Raw genomic sequence first — 22,339 nt, 5'->3', positions numbered from 1 at the left:
AGCGCCAGCTATCATACTGGATAAGTAAACAGTATCAAATGCATTTTTCGCCCCTCACGATAAGAAAATCACGCTTTGGCCGCTTTCCGCATTGTCCTATACAGAGTAAACGCCGTGAATGTTAATGTCGGTGATAAAAACAGGCGGAGACGAACGATGAAAAACCTTGTGATTGATATTTTAATGAAGCTGGCAAAAATGGATGTGGAGGCGAAAGAGATGACGGCGCAGGTTGAAGCGCAGTCACTGTTGATTGCCGCGCTGCTGCTGACGGCGGGAAAAGAGGGATCGGATAGCATTGAGACCAACATCAACAATGCGGTTATCGCGGCGACGCAGGCCTCATCTGACGTGGTGCAGTCGGATGTCGATTTGCTGCTGACCCACATTAACCGGTTGCTGGCGGTCACGCGCTACGTCGATGAGGTCTCTGCGCCGACGCGGCAGAAAATGTAACCTTCGTTCCGGCGGCAGGCGCGATGCGTAACCGCCGGCGCGGCAAACCTGTATCAGGCTCCGCTAGCGGCGTTATTCGCCGGGCGGCACCCGCAGGCTACAGCTCGTTTTTCTCGCAAAATTCTTCCCACGTCATGCCCAGCGCAGTGGCATGATCTTTGAGATAGGCTTCAATTGCCTGCATCGCCACCTCTTTATCCGGCTCCGCCAGCTGGATGGAAAATAGGATGGCGTCCTGGTTTCTGGCGCGCAGAAATGAGGCGTAAAGCCTGTCTGCCTGCATGCTGCGGTATTGTGGCAGCGACATATTCATGGCGTCGGCATCTTCCTGTTTCAAATCATCCAGCGCCGCCTGAAAATCAGGGTGAGCGGATAAAAACATCGAGCGTGCAATGGCGTAATATTCCTGGGGCGTTTTCATGAAAGTAACCTGTAAATCAAAATGGCTTTAAGTGTAACCTGACACGGGCCGACTGTCAGGAAAGGGGCGGTCGTTTGCGGGAATGTTGGCCAGGCGATGCGGCGTCACCGAGTGCCGGGCGGCGATAACGCGCTTCAGGGCCTAAGTATCTTGCGCCGCCCAGGGGAAAATTATAACGTAGCCGCCATTGAACGAAGGTTAGGGAGCCAGAATGAAAAAGTGGATGCTGTTGGGCGCGCTGGCGCTGACGGGCTGTGCGCAGATTACTCAATACCAGCAGGCGGTGAAAACGCCGGCGCCGGCCAACCTGCAGGGTTACTGGCAAACTACCGGCCCGCAACGCGGGCTGATCAGCGATCGGGCGCTGGGCAGCCTGATTATTACCGCGCAGGGCGACACGCTGGACTGCCGCCAGTGGCAGCGCGTCATCGCCAAACCGGGTAAGCTAACGCTGCTGGATGGCCAGTACGTCAATATCAACAAGCAGCTGCGCGTTATGCCGCTGGAGCTGGAAGGCGACGAGCTGCACTACGACAAGCTGACGCTAAAAAAAGTCGAACAGCCTACGCTGGAGTGTCAGCAGGCGCTGGAGCAGATGAGCGCCCAGCCGGACGCGACAGTGATTCAGGATATCGAGCCGCATAACATGCGCGCCGTTTTCGCTGAGCCGGCGGCTCAGACGGCGCAGTAAACCTGCCGCATGACGCGCTCTGGCGCGTCATGATGATCTCCTCACCGGCGCGTCCTGCTTGCCGGTCCGGCTTGCGTTATCCGCTGCGGTTTAACGCGCGGCCTGCCGCCGTGTTTAAAATGTTCCGTCATCTTTTTCCAGCGTGTCCGCCATGACCCAAACGCTCACGCTGCCGGCGTTGCAATAAAACAGCGCGCCGCCGTTTTCATCGAGCGTGACCAGCTCCTGACGATGGCCAAGAAGGTCACACCATGCGCTGCCCGCCAGGGCCTCGCCCAGCGTAATCCATTTTTCACCGTCATCGCCGTTCGAAAGCACCACGACGCAGCCGGGCTGTTGTGCGGTGCCGCTGCGGCTGAAGGCGATACAGTTAACATGATCGAAATAGTCGGTCTGCGCGCCGTGCGCATAGCGCCGACGCGCGCGGATCAGTGCTTCCAGCTCCGCCACCGCCGGCATCTCAACGGTGTACTGTTCCCCGCGTCGCCGTCATCCTGATAGCAGGCGCCGAACAGATCGGGGTAGAACACCGTCGGCACGCCCTGTTCGCGCAGCAAGATCAAGGCGTAGGCCAGCGGTTTAAACCATGACTCTACCGGCGCTTCCAGCGACTGCAGCGGTTGCGTATCGTGGTTAGCCACCAGCGTCACCGCATGCAGCGGATCGCGCGCCGCCAGCGTATTGTCGAAAAGAGTGCGCAGATCGTAATCCGCGCCCTGCGTCGAGGCGTAATGAAAATTAAGCTGCAGTGGAGCATCGAACAGCAGCGTCTTGCCCTCAACCTGATGCAGATAGCGCAGCAGTTTTTCCACATCGTGGGACCAATATTCAGCGACGAAAAACATCGGCTGCGATGCCGTCTCTTCGATATGAGTAATCCACTGTTGATAGAACCAGGCCGGGATATGCTTTACCGCATCGAGCCGAAAGCCGGTGCAGGGCAACTCATTCATTATCCAGCGCGCCCAGTACTTTAACTCTTCGGCCACCGCGCGATTGCGGAAATCGATATTGGCGCCCATTAAATAATCAAAATTACCCAACTCATCGTCGACCTGCTCGCTCCAGCCGTCGTCGGTATAGTCGTTGATGATTTTGAAGATGCCGGTTTCGTCGGGGTTTTCGATATGATCGACGCCGCTGAAACATTTATAGTCCCAGACAAAGCGTGAATATTTTCCCGCGCGTGCCGGGAAGGTGAAGCGCGTCCAGGCCTCCGCCTCAATCGCTTCGGCATCGATCTCATCGCGGTTATCGGGGTTGACCCGGTTAACCCGGATGCGTTCCTTTTCGTCGGCGCCCATTTTATGGTTCAGCACCACATCCAGTAGCACGCCGAGATCGTGGCGACGCAGCGTCTCCACCGCCTTCAGCAGCTGCTGCTTATCGCCATATTTGGTGGCGCGACCGCCTTTTTGATCGAACTCGCCAAGATCGAAAAGATCGTAGGGATCGTAGCCTACCGAGCAGGCGCCCGTTTCACCTTTATAACAGGGCGGAAGCCAGACCGCGGTAATGCCGATCTCCGCCAGCCAGGCGGCGCGCGCGGCCGCTTCCGGCCACAGCTGACCGCCGTCCGGATAGTACCAGTGAAAAAACTGCAGTAGCGTGGGGTTATGCATATCCTTGCTCCATTTCGCGCCCGTTGAACTGCAAGTATGGATCAGCGGAAGCGGAGCGGGCGGGGGAGGCGTAAATTTTCCGCCTTTCCCGCCTTAAAGCAGCAGATTAACGATCGGAAGGATAGAGAACATTGCCGGAAAAACGCCCGTAGGCGGAAGAGACGTTTTGCTGCTGGCTCCCCTGATTCACCAGCGTGCGCAGCTCATCCATCCGGCTGGCAAGCAGGTCTTTTATCAGGGTTTCGTTATCCAGCAGCTGCCGCAGCAGCGGACGGATTTGCGACTGCACCGCCGCGGGCAGGGCGGCGGCGTCTACCGCCTGCGTGATGCTTTCCACCGCCTGCAGATAGCCGACCTCGTGGCCGATAAGCGCGTCCCACTGGCCCTGTTTCGCCAGCGAGAGCATGGTATTGCTGAGCATCAGCAATTGCTGATAGCGGCGGAGCAAATCAAGGTTATCTGACATTATCAGGCGTCCTGCGCGGCGTTAGGTCCGATCTCTTTCCAGGCGTCGGCGATATTGCTCAGCAACCGTTCAACCTCTTCGATAGCGGAGAGATCGTTATTCAGGTTGGCCTGCAGCAGACGGCGCGTCATATATTCATACAGGTTGTCGAGATTGCCGGCGATCTCGCCGCCGGCCTCGTGGTTAAGACCTGCACGCAGACCATTGCTAATGATATTGATCGCTTTGGAAAGCGCCTGGCCCTTGCCGGGAATATCACCCTGTTCCATCAAAATAGTGGCTTTCTTCATCGCGCTCAGCGCGCCGTCAAAAAGCAATACCACCAGCTGATGCGGGCTGGCGCTCATCACGGCACTTTCCACACCAACCTGTGCGTAGGCCTGAATTCCCGATTTCGCGTACATGTTTAATCCTCGAATTAGCTCATTGCAGAGAACTGCTGCGTCAGGTAGTTCCCGGTTTGCGTCAGGGAAGAGACCAGCGTACTCAGGCTGGTAAACTGCGACTTATAGCGCGCCATCGTCGCGGTGATTTGGGTGTTTACCTGATCGTACTGCGTAGAAAGACGCTTCAGCGTGCTGTTAATGCCGTCTTCCGCTTTTTGCACCGACCCCTCAGAAGAGAGCATTGACTCCAGCAGATTGCTGGCCTGCGTTGCGAAGCCGGTGGTTTTACCGTCGCCGGACAGGAAATTCACCACGCTGGTCGATTTCTCATTCAGCGCCTTGTTCAGCTTGTCGCTGTCTACCGTCAGCTTGCCGTTCAGATCCTGGGTTACGCCGATCTGCGACAGCAGCGAAATATCACCGCCGCTTTGCGACGATGACAGCACTGAGCGCAGGCGCGTCTGGATATTGCGCAGCGTGCCGTCGCCCAGCAGATCGCCATTACTGGTGCTTTGCGCGTCGCTGCCTTGCTCGACCGCGGTATATTTCGTCTGATTGCTGATGGTGGTCTGCAGCGAGTTATAGGCGTCGACATAGGCCTGTACTGCATCAACCATCGGCTGGTTATCTTTGGTCACCGTCAGCGTTTCCGGGCTGCCGACGTTGGTTTTCGTCAGGGCCAGGGTTACCCCTTCCGGCGCGTCAGTGATGGTATTGCTGCTGCGCGTGATCGCTACACCGTTAATGGTCAGTTTGGCGTCAGCGGCGCCGACCTGCTCGGTCATGCCGTTAGAAGCAGCGTTCTTGTCATAGCCGATATACTGCGCCAGCGCGCTGTCATCGGTAGTCACTGTCATGGCGTTCGCGGTACCGGTATCGCGCGAGGTCAACGACAGATAGTAGGTATTGTCGTCAGACTTGATGATACTGGCGGTAACGCTGCCCTGCTGTTTGTTAATCGCATCGCGCACATCCGCCAGGCTGGTCTGATCCTGCGTCAGCGTGACGGTCATCGGCTTCGCCTGGCCGCTCTGCGCAATGGTAATAGTGCGCGAGGCCAGCGAGCTGTCGCCCAGATCGGTATCTTTGCTGGTGGCAGCTTTAGAGAGCAGCGATTGCGCTTTGGCCAGCTGGCTCACTTCCACCGAATAGTTGCCCGCCGTCGCGTTATTCGCCAGCGTCGCGCTGAACGCGGTATTGGTGCTGCTGACTTTGGTCGATGCGATATCCGAGGTCTTTTTCAGCGCATTGGCTGCGGTCTGCAGTTTCGACAGCGAGGTCTGCACGATGCCCCACGCGGTCAGCTTCGCTTTATACGAGCTTTGCTGCGTGGTGATTGGCGTCAGGCGTGTTTTTTCCGATGTCTCCAGGCTCTGATACAACGTCTGCAGATCGAGACTGGTACCCGCACCGAGGGAGCTAACAGTTGCCATGTTGTAATCCTTCGTTGGTTGACTATCACTGGAGTGGGTATCGGCAGTGTCCGACAAAAGATTAGCCCCGCTAAAAAAAATCAATGGCGCGATAAAAAGCCCTTCTTTATTGCAGTTCCGGCTTTAGCCCTTTTGTGATTTTTTCGAAAAATTTTCTAAAGGTTGGTTTAGGGGTGTCGATAATGAGGTTGACGGTGATGAAGCCGCTTTAACAGATGCCTGAATCTGAACCAATTTTTTAAAGGAAAACCATCATGGCAGTTATTAATACTAACACTCTGTCGCTGACTACTCAGAACAACCTGAGCAAATCTCAGTCTTCTCTGGGCACCGCGATCGAGCGCCTGTCTTCTGGTCTGCGTATCAACAGTGCAAAAGATGACGCAGCAGGTCAGGCAATCGCTAACCGCTTTACCTCTAACATCAACGGCCTGGGCGTAGCCGCACGCAACGCGAACGACGGTATCTCTCTGGCGCAGACCGCTGAAGGCGCGCTGAGCGAAATCAACAACAACCTGCAGCGCGTACGTGACCTGACCGTTCAGGCGCAGAACAGCTCCAACTCTGCTTCAGACATCGACTCCATCCAGGCTGAAGTTAACCAGCGTATGGAAGAAATCAGCCGCGTAACTGCCCAGACCGACTTCAACGGCATCAAAGTACTGAGCAACGCCGCTGATAAGAAATTCAGCTTCCAGGTTGGCGCAAAAGACGGCGAGAAGATTGATATCCAGGTTTCTGCAGCTTCCGGCTGGGATATGGCGAGTACCATCGCAACTGACGGGACGTCAACCCTGAATACGGCTTCAACCGACAGCGCCAGCATTAAAATCAACGGCAACGCGCGTACTGTTAAGGCAGAAGGCTTTGACGTTCTGCTGGGTAAAATCGATGCCAGCGGTGCTGCTGCAACTGCGGGTGTCGGCGTGGATGCTAGTGGGGCCATTACAGGTGCAGCCAAGCCGCTGGAAGCGATTGATGCAGCCATCAAGTCTGTCGACTCTCAGCGCAGCCTGCTGGGTGCGTCTCAGAACCGTTTTGAGTCCACCATCACCAACCTGAACAATACGACGAACAACCTGTCCGCAGCGCGCAGCCGTATTCAGGACTCTGATTACGCGACGGAAGTGTCCAACATGTCCCGCGCGCAGATCCTGCAGCAGGCTGGCAGCTCTGTACTGGCACAGGCCAACCAGGTTCCGCAGACCATGCTGTCCCTGCTGCGTTAATCGTTCCCGGTTACGCTGTCGAAAACGCCCTCCCTGCGAGGGCGTTTTTTTTACCGCTTTCTATGCTCTTTACCGTCGTTAATTAATTTAAGAAACCGTTAAAAAAATCTAAAGTCCTGCTTAACGTTGTCGATAACATTTATGACGGTGATGAAGCCGCAGGCCAAATGCCGAACCCTAATTAAACTTTAAGGATACTTATCATGGCAGTTATTAACACTAATACCCTGTCGCTGACCACTCAGAACAACCTGAGCAAATCTCAGTCTTCTCTGGGCACCGCGATCGAGCGCCTTTCTTCTGGTCTGCGTATCAACAGCGCTAAAGATGACGCAGCAGGTCAGGCAATCGCTAACCGCTTCACCTCCAACATCAACGGTCTGGGCGTAGCGGCACGCAACGCCAACGACGGTATCTCTCTGGCGCAGACCGCTGAAGGCGCGCTGAGCGAAATCAACAACAACCTGCAGCGCGTACGTGACCTGACCGTTCAGGCGCAGAACAGCTCCAACTCTGCTTCTGACATCGACTCCATCCAGTCTGAAGTTAACCAGCGTATGGAAGAAATCAGCCGCGTAACTGCCCAGACCGACTTCAACGGCATCAAAGTACTGAGCAACGCCGCTGATAAGAAATTCAGCTTCCAGGTTGGCGCAAAAGACGGCGAGAAGATTGATATCCAGGTTTCTGCAGCTTCCGGCTGGGACCTGGCAAGTACTATCGCAACAGACGGGACGTCATCCCTGAATACGGCTTCAACCGACAGCGCCAGCATTAAAATCAACGGCAACGCGCGTACTGTTAAGGCAGAAGGCTTTGACGTTCTGCTGGGTAAAATCGATGCCAGCGGTGCTGCTGCAACTGCGGGTGTCGGCGTGGATGCTAGTGGGGCCATTACAGGTACAGCCAAGCCGCTGGAAGCGATTGATGCGGCCATCAAGTCTGTCGACTCTCAGCGCAGCCTGCTGGGTGCGTCTCAGAACCGTTTTGAGTCCACCATCACCAACCTGAACAATACGACAAACAACCTGTCCGCAGCGCGCAGCCGTATTCAGGACTCTGATTACGCGACGGAAGTGTCCAACATGTCCCGCGCGCAGATCCTGCAGCAGGCTGGCAGTTCCGTACTGGCGCAGGCCAACCAGGTTCCGCAGACCATGCTGTCCCTGCTGCGTTAATCGTATTAGCCACAACGGCTATTAAGGCACCTTCGGGTGCCTTTTTTTATGGGCGGAAAAAGCACGAGATTAGTCTGCTAATTTCGAGATAGCATATCGCTTTAAGAGAGATAATAAGCAGTATTGTTCTTTCTCCATCATGTGGTTCGCTAGAAATTAAGTGCCTTTCATGATGCCATTTTAAGGTTAATTTATGAAAAACATTCTTATTAGTATTGATAAACTTAATGAATACGATATGTTTGTCAGTGAAGTGATTGACGTCGTTGATAATTATGTTGAGAAAGGATGGGGCGTTGATATCTATACGCACACATGTAAATCACCGATAAAAAATATCATTAATAATATAAATTCGGGAAATATCACCTTTATAGAACAAGATCTTACAGATTTTAAAGAAAAATATGATGCTCTCTGGGTATACAGAGGATATATCCCTGAGAAGTTATCAACTTATATCAATGAGTACCATCAAGACATAAATGTTTATTTCAGACATTTTTATGAATATTCTGATCTTTATATTCCTTATGGATGTGACGTTGAAAATGACACGCCGGGCATATCGATAGCTTTATCCGAGGTAAGTCAGCATAGCCTGGAAAAAAAAGGCATTGATTCAGAAAGAATCAAAGTTTTGCCTTTTTGTTCTAACAAGCAATACTTTGAATATCCCTCAGAGTTAAAGACAGGGGATATTGAGAAAGTGTTATATATTGGCTCGAGTTTTCCGTCAGCCATGGAGGATTTATTAAATGAATTAAAAAATAAAAATAAATCTCTGAATTGGTTAGACACTACCGAGGTTGAAAATATCTACCCAGAAGACATCTGTTCATATGATGTTGTTATTTGTAAAGAATTTATGGTTCCTAAAGTGCTTACTTTAGGGATACCTGTTTTTATATTTAACGAAAATAAATTTCATGGATATATCAACGATTCTAACTTTCATGAATCCATGCGGCATCACTTTTCGGGTGATAATTTAACTGCTGTAGCCGATGCCACGCTGGCCTGGAATGTTATAACTGAAGAGTTAGCCGAGACAAGGATTTGGACTTTTAATAATAAAGAGAATTTTAAAAAGACCTTCTCTTTTGAAAGGGCTGTCGAAGAAATAAATTGTCCAGCAGATAGAGCAGGTAAGCTGTCTTTTACTAACAAACAAGTGCTGGCTTTAAGCATACATGCGAAGTCATTGACAGAGAATGAACAAAAAGATTATCTCCTGGCAGACTGGCTAAAAGAAAGAGAAATATCAGAAGCCAGAAAACGGTCGCTATTAGAATATGCAAGCGTTTTTAGGGAACAAGCGAATATAGGCATAGTTATTATCTGTGACCCGACTGATGAAGGAAGTTTGGCATTAACGATTAAAAGTTTGAGGTGTATGGTGGGAATACCAGACACCCTGTATTTTCTTTCTGAAAAAGAAATAATACCAAGTGTATTTAGTGAGTATAATTTAAAGGCTCATTTATACAATGATATTAATGGTATTTTTGAAGAAACAAACCATAACTCACTCCTTTTTATTACAGCAGGTGATGAGATTAATTCAAACGCCCTGTTATTGTTATTCGAATATAGCATCCGTCACCCAGAAGTTTTAGTGTGTTATTTTGATGAGATGAGTATTAATGAAAGCAAAAACGATAGTTTAATCCTTAAACCTGACTGTAATATTGATTTGCTCAGAAGCTATCCCTATATTGGCCGGAATCTGTTGATAAACGTTAATGCCGCTAAGAATGTCAGAGTGGCTGGCCCAATGTACCATGACCTGGCTTTGCTTGATCTTACATGGAAACTTATTGAAATTAAAGGGCCTGCCATATTGGGAAGACTGCCTGAAGTCATAACGAAAATGTGTATCGAATGGGATGCATGGCTAAAAAGTGAACACATTATTACAGCAAATAAGCGTGTTGTGAGTGAGCATCTGTCAAGAATAGGCATACAAGCGAACATTACTAAAGGGAGTTTAAGTTTTAACCAAAGCATTGAGTATATACTTCCTTACCACCCTTTAGTATCTATAATTATAATTAACAAAGACAATTTTACTTTACTGAATCGTTGTATTGAAAGCCTGTTACAAAACACTCGGTATCTTAATTATGAAATCGTGATTGCTGACAATGGTTCAGTGGACAAAGATATGCTATTTTTTCTGGAAAAAGTAGAGGCAGGAATATTTAGTAATATAAGTGTGTTACGTATGAATGCTGAATTTAATTTTTCGTTAATAGCTAATCAGGCGTCTCGTGAGGCTAAAGGCGAAATTTTGCTTTTTTTAGATAATGATACAGAAATTATTCAATCTCAGTGGCTGGACGTTTTGTTACAGCAGGTTATGCGTCCAGAAGTAGGATTAGTAGGTCCCCGTCTGGAGTATGATGACGGGAGAATCCAACACGGCGGATTTATACTTGGCGTTAACGATGGCGTTGAAAATGTTTTTGATGGGTATAATAGTGCGGAACCGGGTTATCTCTTTTATTTGAATAATGTTCGGAATGTGTCAGCGCTATCCTCTTCATGTCTTATGATCCGTAAACATGTGTTTGATGAAGTTGGTGGATTTTCTGAGAATGTATTTAATTTCTATTATGGAGATGTTGATCTTGCTTTGAAGTTAACACAGCAAGGATACCTCCATATATGGACGCCATATGCACGTGTAAAACATATGGGTGGGGGTTCGCGTCTGTTTGACAAAAAATTTAAAGTAAAAGCTTGTCCAGACAAGGAAGATATTGAAAACCTAAAAAGTCTATGGGGAGAGAAGCTATTTTCTGATAGTTCTTATCATCCTCATATGTCTAAATCAGGGAAGCTTTTCACGCTGTCGCCAAGAACTGCGCGGACTCAGGCGGCATTGCCTGGAAGACCATATCCTGTTGTATTAGCTAACCATATCAACTGGTTTGGCTGTGGAAACCATAGGATAATACAACCGTTTAAGGCACTTGAAGCTCGCTCTCTGATCGAAGGTGGATTACATTACAGTGTGGCTGATGCTATGGAAGTCGCGCAGCTACAACCAGACGTTGTCATACTCGAATTAGTAACTGGATCAGCAATTCCTGGGTTAATTACTGAATATAGAAAAGTGTGTTCTGCTAAGATTGTAGCAGAGTATGATGATTTTCTGATTAATATGCCGGTTAAAAATGATTTTAAAAGGAACGCTCCGAAAAATTTAATCAAAAATTTCAGGCGTGTGATGGAAAGCGTTGACTGGGTTGTTGTATCTACAAATACATTAGCAGAAGCTTATAAACCATATCATAATGATATACGTGTTGCGCATAACCGTTTAGCAGAACATCAGTGGGGACACTTAAAAAGTGAAAAGTTTACAGGAAAAAAAATACGTGTTGGTTGGGCTGGTGGAAACAGTCATCGTGGGGATCTGGATATTTTAAAACCCATTATTAAACATTTTGAACATGAAGTAGAATGGGTTTTTATGGGAATGAAGCCCGAGGGCGTTAATTGTGAGTATCATCCAGGTGTTCCATTTGATTTATATCCTCAGAAATTAGCTAGTTTAAACTTAGATCTGGCACTGGTACCGCTTGAAATTAACTTTTTTAATGAGTGTAAAAGCAACCTAAGGCTTCTTGAGATAGGAACTTGTGGTGTGCCGATTATCGCTACTGATATCGAACCATACCGCTGTGGCCTACCTGTTACGCTGGTTAGTAACAAATTTAAAGATTGGGTTTCTGCTATTAATGAACATATCAATGAAAAACACTGTTTGGAAATGCGGGGCGAACTTCTCCGTCAGGAAATACATCAAAATTGGTATTTAAGGGACAATGGCCTGGAAGAATGGCGCTCAGCATGGTTACCGAAATAAAAAGTTAGCTTCATCTTTTAGAAAACCTTTCCATTAAAAAATTATTTATCAGAAGTTTATGCCACGTCCTATGGACGTGGTTATTTTGAAAGCTTTAATCAACATAGCAAAAAGCATGCTTTGCATAGAAACATATTTTTAGCTATAAATAATGAATTGATTTTTTATGGTATAATATAGTTAGTAACCTATGTCTATGGCATTCATATTACCATATTATCTGGAAGCCCAAGGGGTGTATCAGAGGCGTAAAGTATAATGTAAGAACAGAGTTTTTTGTTAAATTGACATGTTTATTGAATAGCTTAAGATCTAGTCATCTAAGTTAACTGTTTGAATATAAGCGAAAAAAGATGAGAAGAAATTCTATCAAAGTTGCTAGTATCAGAATTTATAGGCCATATAAAAAGAAGAGCAATAATAAAATTGCTCATTAACTTTCTATTTATTCAAGCATAAGTTGTGAAAGGATTATCGCTCTTCAAAAGAGTAATATGTTTGCATAGTAAGAGTAGATGCAGAGATAATACTCAAATATGTTAGGTATTAGAAAAGCATGAAATTGATGACAAACAATTTTCATTATAAGAATAGTAAGGCGAAGGCTCTTAGAGTTCGAGCTTATAGTACCCCTATGGGATATCAAAGCAAAACCGCCTTACATTGAAGGCGGTTTTTTTATTAACAGGCGTAGCTCATATCATCATCGCTGCTTACCATCCCCAGCGCGGCCAGCCAGTTGGAGCTGCGCTGCGGCTGCCGGTCGGCGGAGGCGAGCAGGGCGCTGTTCCCCGGACGCGGCGCGGTGGTCGCGAACTCGCGGCTGCTGATCGGCACCAGCCTGGGGGCGCTGCTGCGCAGGCTGAAAATCGCCTGCGCGAACTCATACCAGCTTACCGCTTTATCGCCGCAGTAGTGGTAGATGCCTGCCGCTTCAGGCTCGGCTGCCAGCTGGATCATCGCCTGCGCTAAGTCGCCCGCGTAGGTCGGACAGCCGCGCTGATCGTTTACCACGCGGATCGTCTCGTGGGTTTGCGCCAGGCGCAGCATGGTTTTAACGAAGTTATTGCCGTACTCGCTGAATACCCAGGAGGTGCGGATGATAATCGCCTGCGGCAGAATCGCCTGCACGCGCTTTTCACCTTCCCATTTGCTCAGGCCGTAAAAGTTAATCGGGCAGGGGATATCGCTTTCAATGTACGGCGTCGGTTTGCTGCCGTCGAAAACGTAGTCGGTAGAGATATGAATCAGCTGCGCGCCCACTTCATGCGCCGCGCGCGCCAGGTTCTCCGGCCCGATAGCGTTGATTTTCATCGCGCGGATGCGATCGATCTCCGCTTTATCGACTGCCGTATAGGCAGCGGCATTCATTATTACCTGCGGGCGAAAGCGACGCACAATGCGTTCCACCGCCGCGCGGTCGGTGATGTCCAGCTCGGCGGAACCGCAGGCGAGCATCACCCAGTCGGCGGGAAAACGATCCAGCAGGCAGCGGCCCAGCTGGCCGTAAGCGCCGGTTAACAGTATGCGCATTGCATCAGCTCCGTTAGAGGTAATCCTTTTTTATCTTTTTCCGACAGCAACGGCGCGGTAACCGGCCAGTCGATATTGATGGTAGGGTCGTTCCACAGCAGGCAGGCTTCATCCTGCGGGTAGTAATAGTCGGTGCATTTGTATTCGAAATCAGCGATATCGGACAGGACGACAAAACCGTGCGCCAGGCCGGGCGGGATCCAAAGCTGCGTCTTATTCTCTTCAGATAAGATCGCGCCGTCCCACTGGCCGAAGGTGGGCGAATCGGGACGAATATCGACCGCGACGTCAAACACCTCGCCGCGCGCCACGCGCACCAGCTTGCCCTGCGGCTGGGTTTTTTGAAAATGCAGGCCGCGCAACACATGGCGGCCCGAACGTGAATAGTTATCCTGCACGAACTCTGCCTCGATGCCCAGCAGCTGCTGGTAGCGGCGTTTTTCAAAGGTCTCAAGGAAAAAGCCGCGCGCGTCGCCATAGACGGCGGGCTGGATAATTTTTACATCCTTAATACGCGTATCGATAATCTTCATGGTTCCACCAGCAGCTGATCGAGATAAGCCCCATACTGCGTTTTGTTCAGATAGCGCGCCCGCTCACGCAGCTGATCGCCGCTCAGCCAGCCTTTGCGCCAGGCGATCTCTTCCAGACAGGCCACTTTAAAGCCCTGACGCTTTTCAATGGTGTGAATAAAGTGCGACGCCTCAAGCAGGCTGTCGTGCGTGCCGGTATCAAGCCAGGCGAAGCCGCGGCCCAACACCTCTACTGACAGCAGGCCATCTTCCAGATACATCTGGTTCAGGGTAGTGATCTCCAGCTCGCCGCGCGCGGAAGGTTTAACCTGCTTCGCCATCGCGCAAACCTGCTGGTCATAGAAATAGAGGCCGGTTACCGCATAGTTCGATTTCGGCTGCGCCGGCTTCTCTTCCAGCGAAATGGCCTGGAACTGCTTGTTGAACTCCACCACGCCGAAGCGCTCCGGGTCCATGACCTGATAGCCGAATACCGTGGCGCCGCCGTCGCGCGCGCTGACCTCTTCCAGCTTTTTGGCGAAGCTCTGACCAAAGAAAATGTTATCGCCCAGCACCAGCGCGCAGCCTTCGCCGGCAAGAAAGTCCTCGCCGATGATAAACGCCTGCGCCAGACCTTCCGGCTTCGGCTGTACGGCGAACTGCAACTGAATGCCGAACTGGCTGCCGTCGCCCAGCAGCCGTTGAAATGCCGGCAGATCTTCAGGCGTGGTGATCACCAGAATCTCTTTAATGCCCGCCAGCATCAGCACGGAGAGCGGATAGTAGATCATCGGCTTGTCATACACCGGCAGCAGCTGCTTGGATACGCCGCAGGTGACCGGATGCAGCCGGGAGCCCGTGCCGCCGGCGAGTACGATACCTTTCATACAGAGTCTCGATGTAGCAGTAAGTAGGGGGCCTTCTCAGGGAATGCAATAAAGATTACGCCTCACCCTGACCGGGTAATGGCGCAAATAAAGAGGCAAAGCAGGGGCTTTATTGCGGATAACGCGGCGCCGGGGAAAGTTTTCGCGTTACGGATACAGAAAACGCGTCCGCTGCCGATAATCAGTGCAAAACAGGGTAATTAACGGGCCTGACCCGCTTATTTTTATGGAGTGTTAATGCGCTTCAATTATGACTTGTTACCAGGTGAACACCTGACCTTTGAGGAAATCAGCCGCCGCTACGGACAGAAATATCCTGCGGAGAAGGCGCTGACGCTGCGCGGCTTATTAAGCCCTTCCACCAGTCCGCGTCAGCTGGTTATCCGGGCGGTGTTCGCCCATCAGACGGAAAACAGCCCGCTGGAAGATCTGCTGTTCGTGTCGGACGACAACGAACGCAAAAACTATCTGCGCCGTTTTGAGCACTATATGCAGAACGGACAAACCTTCCTTTACCTGCGGCGCAACGACCTCGCTAAATCGCTGTGGAAAGTGATGGGGGAGAGCCGGGTGTACGCCATGCTCGATCCCGGCTCCGCCACGGCGCAGAATCTGCTGGCCAGCCGGGGCTACCGCCTGACGCTGATGCGTCAGCAGGGCGACGACGATTACTGGCAGCTGTTCGATGCGCAGGCGCAACCCTGCTTTAGCGAGGCGCGCACGCTGCAGTTTCTCGTGGTGCTGGAGACGCCGGCGCTGCCGACGCCCGGCGCGGTGATCGCCGGCCAGCAGGTAGGGCGGCGCGTGCGAACCCGTGTGCTGCAGCGCGCCAGCCAGGCGGAGTTCACCGCGGCGGTCAGCGCACGCTACGGCGGCTGCATTATTACCGGCACCCGGGTGCAGGCGCATGTCGCCGCGCCCTGGGTGGAAGCGTGCCATATTGATACCCGTGAAAATGATGAAGGGCTGCTTACCGATAACAGCGTCGATAACGGATTACTGCTGCGCAGCGATTTGCAACGGTTGTTTATCAGCGGGCTGTTACATATCGACAGCGAACAGGGCACGGTGCGCTTCCGTCAGACGCTACAGGCGGATGAAGAACTGCTGACGTTTTACCGCGGTATTGAGGGCCAGGCCTGCGCCCTGTGGGGACTGGTGCCGCCGGCGACGCGCGCCAGGCTGAAAGCAATACGCCCGCTGTCATGAATGTTCAAAATGTGATCTTACCGGCCTTGCGCCGGTAGTAGTTACAAACTTTTTCTAAATAACCCGCCTTTTTTATCCCTATTCCGCCAATCGATCGCCCTACAGAATTGGATAATCATGCCGATAACGTAACTAACGCAGGGTAGTCAAAGTGAACGATCTCTATACCGCCGACGGCGTGATGGACAAGCATTCGCTGTGGCAGCGATATGTACCGCTGGTACGCCATGAGGCGTTGCGCCTGCAGGTACGGCTGCCCGCGAGTGTTGAGCTGGATGATTTACTGCAGGCCGGAGGTATCGGACTGCTGAATGCTGTGGAGCGCTATGACGCGCTACAGGGCACCGCCTTCACCACCTATGCCGTGCAGCGCATTCGTGGCGCGATGCTCGATGAGCTACGCAGCCGCGACTGGGCGCCGCGCAGCGTGCGCCGCAACGCGCGTGAAGTGGCGAGCGCGATGCACCATTGCGAGCAAGCCCTTGGGCGCGCCGCATCGGAGCAGGAGGTCGCCAAACAGCTCAATGTTTCGCTGGAGGAGTATCGGCAGATTCTGCTGGATACCAACAACAGCCAGCTTTTCTCCTATGACGAGTATCGCGAAGAGCATGGCGATAGTGCGGAACTGGTGACGGAAGGTCATGAAGAGGCCAACCCGCTTCACCAGCTGATGGAAGGGAATCTCCGTGAACGCGTCATTGAAGCGATCGAGGCATTGCCCGAACGCGAAAAAATGGTGCTGACACTGTATTACCAGGAAGAGCTGAACCTGAAAGAGATTGGCGCCGTGTTGGAGGTGGGTGAGTCCCGCGTCAGCCAGCTGCACAGTCAGGCGATCAAACGCCTGCGCGCCCGGTTAACGGGAGCGCGCTGACAGCGTCAGCTCTCGCTTTCGAGGACTTATAACCGGGGGTCTCCTCAATGGGAACCAAACTAAAAACGAGGCCATTAAGCCGTTATCTTAAAGATTACAAACACAGCCAAAGCAATTGTTCACACTGCGGAAAAGTACTCGACAGGATGGCATTAGTTTTCCGCGGTCAGATCATTAATAAAGAAGCCATCTCCCGGATGGACCAACCGATCGACGATCAGGTTTGGCTTAAATTACAAAATGAACTGACCGCGCTGTGCCGGTTTTGCAGCGATATTTACTGCAATACCCACCCCAACTATTTTGACATTATGGCGTTTAAACAATATTTGTTTGAGCAGACCGAAATGAGCCACAGCACCATTCGTGAATATGTGGTTCGCCTGCGGCGTCTGGATGATATGTTGTCGGCGAAGAATTACCCGGCCGAGAAATTACGCGGCTGCAGCTGGCATGAATGTCTGGAACATGATTTACCGGATGCCGGCAATAATAATTACCGCATCGCCCTGCGCAAATACGATCAGTTTTTAGGCTGGCAGCGTAATTAAGCGACAGGCACGGATAAGCCTTTATCCGTGCCTCGCTGTTTTTTCCGGCAGCCAGGCGTTTCAGCGCGGCTATCACACGAACTGACCATAGATCCCCACCGCATCTTCTGCAACACTGTAGGCTTATCCTGTGTGCGTGGAGGCTGCTTTGTCCCTGTCCAACCTAATCCAATATCCTCGTCTCGAACTGATCGGGGCGCCGACGCCGCTGGAGCATCTGCCGCGTCTCTCTGACTATCTCGGCCGCGATATCTTTATCAAGCGTGACGATATCACCCCGCTGGCGCTGGGCGGCAATAAGCTGCGCAAGCTGGAGTTCCTGGCGGCGGATGCGCTGCGGGAAGGGGCGGACGTGCTGATTACCGCCGGCGCGATTCAGTCGAACCACGTACGCCAGACGGCGGCGGTGGCGGCGAAGCTGGGGCTGAAATGCATCGCCCTGCTGGAAAACCCGATCGCCACCCGCGCGGAAAACTACCTTGGCAACGGCAACCGCCTGCTGCTCGATCTGCTCGACTGCGAAGTTGAATTGGTCGATGCGCTGCATGCGCCCGCCGCGCAGCTGGAAGAGCTTCGCGTTCGCCTTGAGGCGCAGGGCTTCCGGCCTTACGTGGTGCCGGTCGGCGGCTCTAACGCGCTGGGCGCGCTGGGTTACGTCGAGTGCGCGCAAGAGATCGCGCATCAAAGCGAAGGCGTGGTTGATTTCGCCGCAGTAGTGGTTGCCTCCGGCAGCGCCGGGACTCACGCCGGGCTGGCGGTCGGCCTGGAAGCATTGCTGCCGGAAACCGAACTGGTCGGCGTGACGGTGTCACGTCATATCGCCGATCAGCTGCCGCTGGTCAGCGCGCTGCGCCAGAACCTCGATGAACTGCTGGAGACCACCAGTCGCGCCGACATTACCCTGTGGGACGACTACTTCGCGCCGCGCTACGGCGTGCCGAGCGACGAAGGCATGGAGGCGGTGAAACTGCTGGCGCGGCTGGAAGGCATCATCCTCGACCCGGTTTACACCGGCAAGGCGATGGCGGGCCTGATCGACGGCATCAGCCAGCAGCGTTTCCGGCGCGAAGGGCCGCTGCTGTTTGTGCATACCGGCGGCGCGCCGGCGTTATTTGCTTATTATCCTTCCGTCTAATCCTGAAAACTGAAAAAGGTTTATAATCAGGCTGTTTACCCCCGGGCGCTGTCGAGGCACTGCACGATGGCACCGGGCTTTAGCCTGGCCGTTCGGCCTTGCTTTCCGTAGCACAGACGGAAAGCGGCCTGCACAACAATCCAACAATAAATGGGGTGACTATGAATTTCTCTCAGGTACGTCGTCAGCTGCTGCTGGGCGTGATGGCGACGGCGCTGGTTGCCGGCGTCAATGTGAAGACCTTCGCTGCGGAAAATCTGCTGAACAAAGTGAAAGAGCGCGGCAGCCTGCTGGTGGGGCTGGAAGGGACCTATCCGCCGTTCAGCTTCCAGGATGAAAACGGCAAGCTGACCGGTTTTGAAGTGGAGTTCGCGCAGGCGCTGGCGCAGCATTTGGGTGTGAAAGCGAGCCTGAAGCCGACCAAATGGGACGGCATGCTGGCGTCGCTGGACTCCAAACGCATCGACGTCGTCATCAACCAGGTGACCATTTCTGATGAGCGCAAGAAAAAGTACGATTTCTCCGCGCCTTATACCGTTTCCGGCATTCAGGCGCTGACGCGCAAGGATAAAGAGGGGTCTATTAAAGGGCCGCAGGATCTGGCGAACAAAAAAGTGGGCGTCGGTCTTGGCACCAACTACGAGCAGTGGCTGCGTGAGAATGTGAAGGGCGTGGATATCCGTACCTATGACGATGACCCGACCAAATACCAGGATCTGCGCTCCGGTCGCGTTGACGCGATCCTCGTTGACCGCCTCGCCGCGCTCGATCTGGTGAAAAAAACCGGCAACACCATGGCGGTCGCAGGCCCGGCCTTCTCCCGTCAGGAAGCGGGCGTCGCGCTGCGTAAGGGCAACGACGATCTGCTGAATGCCATTAACACGGCGATTGGCGAGATGCAGAAAGACGGCACGCTGAATAAAATTTCTGAAAAATGGTTTGGCGCGGACGTCACTAAATAATGCAAGAGAGTATTCAACTGGTGCTGGATTCAGCACCTTTTTTATTAAAAGGCGCCGTCTTTACGCTGCAGCTCAGCATCGGCGGTATGTTCTTCGGCCTGGTGCTGGGCTTTATCCTGGCGCTGATGCGCCTCTCGACCTTCTGGCCGATCGGCCTGCTGGCGCGCTTCTACGTTTCCGTATTTCGCGGCACGCCGCTGATCGCCCAGCTGTTTATGATCTATTACGGGCTGCCGCAGTTCGGCATTGAGCTTGATCCGATCCCGTCGGCGATGATCGGCCTGTCGCTGAATACCGCCGCCTACGCGTCTGAATCGCTGCGCGGGGCGATCGCCGCTATCGAGCGCGGCCAGTGGGAAGCGGCGGCAAGCATCGGCATGACGCGCTGGCAGACGCTGCGTCGCGTGGTACTGCCGCAGGCGGCGCGCACCGCGCTGCCGCCGTTGGGCAACAGCTTTATCAGCCTGGTGAAAGATACTTCGCTGGCCGCCACCATTCAGGTGCCGGAGCTGTTCCGTCAGGCGCAGCTGATCACCTCGCGCACGCTGGAAGTCTTCACCATGTATCTGGCGGCATCGCTGATCTACTGGGTGATGGCGACGGTGCTGTCGGCGCTGCAAAACCGGCTGGAAGCCCACGTTAATCGTCAGGATCGGGAGGAGAAATGAGCGCCATTGAAGTCAAAAAGCTGGTGAAGCAGTTCAATGGCCAGACGGTGCTGCACGGCATCGATCTGGAGGTCGCCTCCGGCGAAGTGGTGGCGATTATCGGGCCGAGCGGCTCCGGCAAGACCACACTACTGCGCAGCATCAACCTGCTGGAGGAGCCGGACAGCGGCACCATTAAAGTGGGCGGCATCGAGATCGATGCGGCGCAGCCGATCGGCAAACAGAAAGAGCGCGTGCGTCAGTTGCGTCAGCAGGTGGGCTTTGTTTTCCAGAGCTTCAATCTCTTCCCGCACCGTTCGGTGTTGGAAAACATTATTGAAGGGCCGGTGATCGTCAAGGGCGAGCCGAAAGCGGAAGCGGTTGCTCGCGCCCGCGCGCTGCTGGAGAAAGTGGGGCTGCATGGCAAAGAGGAGAGCTACCCGCGTCGTCTGTCCGGCGGACAGCAGCAGCGCGTGGCGATTGCCCGTGCGCTGGCGATGCGCCCGGAAGTGATCCTGTTTGACGAGCCGACCTCGGCACTCGATCCGGAGCTGGTGGGCGAAGTGCTGAACACCATCCGCTCGCTGGCGGAGGAGAAGCGCACCATGGTGATCGTTACCCATGAGATGAGCTTCGCGCGCGATGTCGCCGACCGCGCCATTTTTATGGATCAGGGGCGCATTGTGGAGCAGGGGCCGGCGAAGGCGCTGTTCGCTAATCCGCAGCAGGCGCGTACCCGACAGTTCCTCGAGAAGTTCCTCAGCCAATAGCTGGGCCGGTTACGGCCGGGATTGTCTTAAATATTCTCCCTGAACGGGCGAGCGGTATAACCGCCCGCCCGTTTTTTTTCATCTCGCCGCTGTTTTCTCAATATTCCCGTCAGGGCCGCTTATTTTTTTTAAGATAAACGCTACAGCGTTTTTATTCCCGCCACGCCAATAATCCTGATCTGGCCGCTTTGCCACTCTATTTTGAACACACAGCAGGAAACACAGCAATGAACAATAAAAAAAGCGAGGAAATACAGTGGGTGAATACGCTGAAAGGCGGGTGCATTCTGCTGGTGGTGCTTTACCACGTGGTTTTACCGGGATTCGAAGGCACGTTGAAATACCTGACCGCAGGCAGCCTGCCGGCGCATATCTGGGTGGCGTTTAATACCGTGCTATCGCCGCTGCGCATGCCCGCCTTCTTTTTTGTTTCCGGGATGCTGGCGGCGCGCGCTATTAATGAAAAGCCCTGGCAGAAAGTGTTTACCAGCCGGGTTACCAATCTGTTTTATCTCTATATTCTCTGGGGGGTGATCCAGTGGTTCTCTATTTACGGTATTTCATCAGAAATAACCCATCATCGTATTTCCAGCAATATTAACGCCTCTTACGCCGAATCGCCGCAGGAATTTATTTCGCTGATGCTGATGGCGATGAGCAGCTCCTGGTATCTCTACGCGCTGGGGCTGTTTTTCCTGTTCGCCAAGCTGTTCCGCCGGCAGCGTCTGCCGCTGGCGGTAGCGGCGGCGCTGCTGAACTATGCGGCGGTGGAGAAGATTATTCCCGGCTGGGGGCCGGAGAGCCTTTCGCAGTACTTTATCTACTTTATTATGGGCGCGTTCTGGAGCGCACAGGTGATCCAGCTCAGCGAATGGCGTAAAAGCAACCTGCTGCCGTGGCTGGGGCTGGCGGTGATGGCCGGCGCGCATCTGCTGCTGGGGCTGGAGAAAAACCTGTTTCTCTGTACCCTGACCATTCTGGGCTGCATTGCGCTGTGCCGCACGCTGAACGCGCGCCTGAATATGGCGTGGATGAACTGGATCGGTAAAAACACGCTGCAAATCTACGTACTGCACCGTATCTTTATCGAATATTTCGGCATGACGGCGATTCTGTTCGCGCTCGATCACCACCTGTTTAATTCCGCGCTCTTTTCGCTGCTGTGGGCGGTGGGCTTCCCGGTCGGCATGGTGACGCTCTGTTCACTCTGTTCAGTGCTGGTGTGGAAAGTGCTGAATAAGGGGCTGGGCAAATCGCTGTTTATCTACCCGCGCCTGCTGCGCATGAAGTTTGATGTCTGAAAGTCGCTAAAATATGAACGATAAAAAACGCCGCATGCTGAATGCGGCGTTTGTTTATCGGCGTCCGCGCCGGGAGCCCGGGCCGATCGTAAAGGCGCAACCCGTCATCCCTGACAGCGCGTCCCGCGGCATCCCTGGCGCGGGACGCTTTACTCTTCTGCCCGGGCTCCCGACGCCTTAAGATCGGCGTCAACAAAAC

20 protein-coding genes and 1 pseudogene are annotated in these 22,339 nt (G+C 52.8%); 13 read left to right on the top strand and 8 right to left on the bottom strand.

What is annotated here, in order from left to right; all coding sequences use genetic code 11:
* Window positions 1–156: 156 nt before the first annotated feature.
* The gene (gene iraP, locus C2E15_RS12815) at window positions 157–456 is read left to right on the top strand and encodes an anti-adapter protein IraP (RefSeq protein WP_104957711.1); all 300 of its coding nucleotides are present in this window, start codon (window positions 157–159) and stop codon (window positions 454–456) included.
* 97 nt (window positions 457–553) lie between these two features.
* Here iraP and C2E15_RS12810 read toward each other — a convergent pair whose 3' ends face one another.
* Window positions 554–877 (bottom strand): DUF6388 family protein, encoded by a 324-nt coding sequence (locus tag C2E15_RS12810; protein ID WP_104957710.1) that lies wholly within the window; start codon window positions 875–877, stop codon window positions 554–556.
* Between the two features lie 211 nt (window positions 878–1,088).
* Here C2E15_RS12810 and yedD point away from each other — a divergent pair, with 211 nt between their 5' ends.
* Window positions 1,089–1,568, top strand: coding sequence for a lipoprotein YedD (gene yedD, locus C2E15_RS12805; RefSeq protein ID WP_104957709.1), 480 nt, complete (start codon window positions 1,089–1,091; stop codon window positions 1,566–1,568).
* 114 nt (window positions 1,569–1,682) lie between these two features.
* Here the strand turns inward: yedD and amyA are convergent.
* The 4 genes and pseudogenes from amyA to fliD all read right to left on the bottom strand — a co-directional run bounded on the left by amyA (window position 1,683) and on the right by fliD (window position 5,475).
* A pseudogene (gene amyA, locus C2E15_RS12800) lies at window positions 1,683–3,190 on the bottom strand (alpha-amylase).
* A 106-nt stretch (window positions 3,191–3,296) separates the two neighbouring features.
* Window positions 3,297–3,656: a flagella biosynthesis regulatory protein FliT gene (gene fliT, locus C2E15_RS12795; protein WP_104957708.1), complete on the bottom strand. Its 360-nt coding sequence runs from the start codon at window positions 3,654–3,656 to the stop codon at window positions 3,297–3,299.
* Between the two features lie 2 nt (window positions 3,657–3,658).
* Window positions 3,659–4,060 (bottom strand): flagellar export chaperone FliS, encoded by a 402-nt coding sequence (fliS, locus tag C2E15_RS12790; protein WP_104957707.1) that lies wholly within the window; start codon window positions 4,058–4,060, stop codon window positions 3,659–3,661.
* A 14-nt stretch (window positions 4,061–4,074) separates the two neighbouring features.
* On the bottom strand, window positions 4,075–5,475 hold the full coding sequence (gene fliD, locus C2E15_RS12785; protein ID WP_104957706.1) for a flagellar filament capping protein FliD: 1,401 nt from the start codon (window positions 5,473–5,475) through the stop codon (window positions 4,075–4,077).
* Between the two features lie 254 nt (window positions 5,476–5,729).
* Here fliD and C2E15_RS12780 point away from each other — a divergent pair, with 254 nt between their 5' ends.
* The 3 genes from C2E15_RS12780 to C2E15_RS12770 all read left to right on the top strand — a co-directional run bounded on the left by C2E15_RS12780 (window position 5,730) and on the right by C2E15_RS12770 (window position 11,759).
* Complete coding sequence (locus C2E15_RS12780; protein WP_104957705.1) at window positions 5,730–6,704, top strand: flagellin N-terminal helical domain-containing protein; 975 nt, start codon at window positions 5,730–5,732, stop codon at window positions 6,702–6,704.
* Window positions 6,705–6,907: 203 nt separating this feature from the next.
* Window positions 6,908–7,882, top strand: a complete 975-nt coding sequence (locus tag C2E15_RS12775) for a flagellin N-terminal helical domain-containing protein (RefSeq protein ID WP_104957704.1) — start codon at window positions 6,908–6,910, stop codon at window positions 7,880–7,882.
* A 193-nt stretch (window positions 7,883–8,075) separates the two neighbouring features.
* Window positions 8,076–11,759 (top strand): glycosyltransferase, encoded by a 3,684-nt coding sequence (locus C2E15_RS12770; protein ID WP_104957703.1) that lies wholly within the window; start codon window positions 8,076–8,078, stop codon window positions 11,757–11,759.
* A 681-nt stretch (window positions 11,760–12,440) separates the two neighbouring features.
* On the opposite strand, the gene rfbD is transcribed toward C2E15_RS12770, so the two are convergent.
* The 3 genes from rfbD to rfbA are packed head-to-tail and all read right to left on the bottom strand — an operon-like array spanning window position 12,441 to window position 14,691.
* Entirely contained in the window at window positions 12,441–13,292 is an 852-nt protein-coding gene (gene rfbD, locus C2E15_RS12765; protein ID WP_104957702.1) for a dTDP-4-dehydrorhamnose reductase, read from the bottom strand.
* Window positions 13,277–13,825: a dTDP-4-dehydrorhamnose 3,5-epimerase gene (gene rfbC / locus C2E15_RS12760; RefSeq protein WP_104957701.1), complete on the bottom strand. Its 549-nt coding sequence runs from the start codon at window positions 13,823–13,825 to the stop codon at window positions 13,277–13,279. Before rfbC ends, rfbD begins: the two co-directional genes overlap by 16 nt.
* Complete coding sequence (gene rfbA, locus C2E15_RS12755) at window positions 13,822–14,691, bottom strand: glucose-1-phosphate thymidylyltransferase RfbA (protein ID WP_104957700.1); 870 nt, start codon at window positions 14,689–14,691, stop codon at window positions 13,822–13,824. Before rfbA ends, rfbC begins: the two co-directional genes overlap by 4 nt.
* Window positions 14,692–14,928: 237 nt before the next feature.
* Between rfbA and C2E15_RS12750 the strand changes: the two genes are divergently transcribed.
* The 8 genes from C2E15_RS12750 to C2E15_RS12715 all read left to right on the top strand — a co-directional run bounded on the left by C2E15_RS12750 (window position 14,929) and on the right by C2E15_RS12715 (window position 22,140).
* Window positions 14,929–15,900, top strand: a complete 972-nt coding sequence (locus C2E15_RS12750; RefSeq protein ID WP_104957699.1) for an HNH endonuclease signature motif containing protein — start codon at window positions 14,929–14,931, stop codon at window positions 15,898–15,900.
* A 151-nt stretch (window positions 15,901–16,051) separates the two neighbouring features.
* Window positions 16,052–16,774 carry an RNA polymerase sigma factor FliA gene (locus C2E15_RS12745; protein WP_104957698.1) on the top strand — a complete coding sequence of 241 codons (723 nt, stop codon included), beginning with the start codon at window positions 16,052–16,054 and terminating at the stop codon, window positions 16,772–16,774.
* 47 nt (window positions 16,775–16,821) lie between these two features.
* Window positions 16,822–17,325, top strand: a complete 504-nt coding sequence (gene fliZ / locus C2E15_RS12740) for a flagella biosynthesis regulatory protein FliZ (protein ID WP_104957697.1) — start codon at window positions 16,822–16,824, stop codon at window positions 17,323–17,325.
* Window positions 17,326–17,473: 148 nt separating this feature from the next.
* Window positions 17,474–18,460: a D-cysteine desulfhydrase gene (locus C2E15_RS12735; RefSeq protein WP_104957696.1), complete on the top strand. Its 987-nt coding sequence runs from the start codon at window positions 17,474–17,476 to the stop codon at window positions 18,458–18,460.
* Window positions 18,461–18,621: 161 nt separating this feature from the next.
* On the top strand, window positions 18,622–19,422 hold the full coding sequence (gene tcyJ, locus C2E15_RS12730) for a cystine ABC transporter substrate-binding protein (RefSeq protein WP_104957695.1): 801 nt from the start codon (window positions 18,622–18,624) through the stop codon (window positions 19,420–19,422).
* Complete coding sequence (gene tcyL, locus C2E15_RS12725) at window positions 19,422–20,090, top strand: cystine ABC transporter permease (protein ID WP_104957694.1); 669 nt, start codon at window positions 19,422–19,424, stop codon at window positions 20,088–20,090. Before tcyJ ends, tcyL begins: the two co-directional genes overlap by 1 nt.
* A complete protein-coding gene (gene tcyN / locus C2E15_RS12720) occupies window positions 20,087–20,839 on the top strand; it encodes an L-cystine ABC transporter ATP-binding protein TcyN (protein WP_104957693.1) in 753 nt (250 codons plus the stop codon). Before tcyL ends, tcyN begins: the two co-directional genes overlap by 4 nt.
* A 227-nt stretch (window positions 20,840–21,066) precedes the next feature.
* The gene (locus C2E15_RS12715) at window positions 21,067–22,140 is read left to right on the top strand and encodes an acyltransferase family protein (protein WP_104957692.1); all 1,074 of its coding nucleotides are present in this window, start codon (window positions 21,067–21,069) and stop codon (window positions 22,138–22,140) included.
* The last annotated feature ends 199 nt before the right edge of the window (window positions 22,141–22,339 follow it).

The sequence above is a fragment of the Mixta gaviniae genome (genome assembly GCF_002953195.1).
Classification (GTDB): domain Bacteria; phylum Pseudomonadota; class Gammaproteobacteria; order Enterobacterales; family Enterobacteriaceae; genus Mixta; species Mixta gaviniae.
This window is presented reverse-complemented; position numbering and strand designations above follow the sequence as displayed.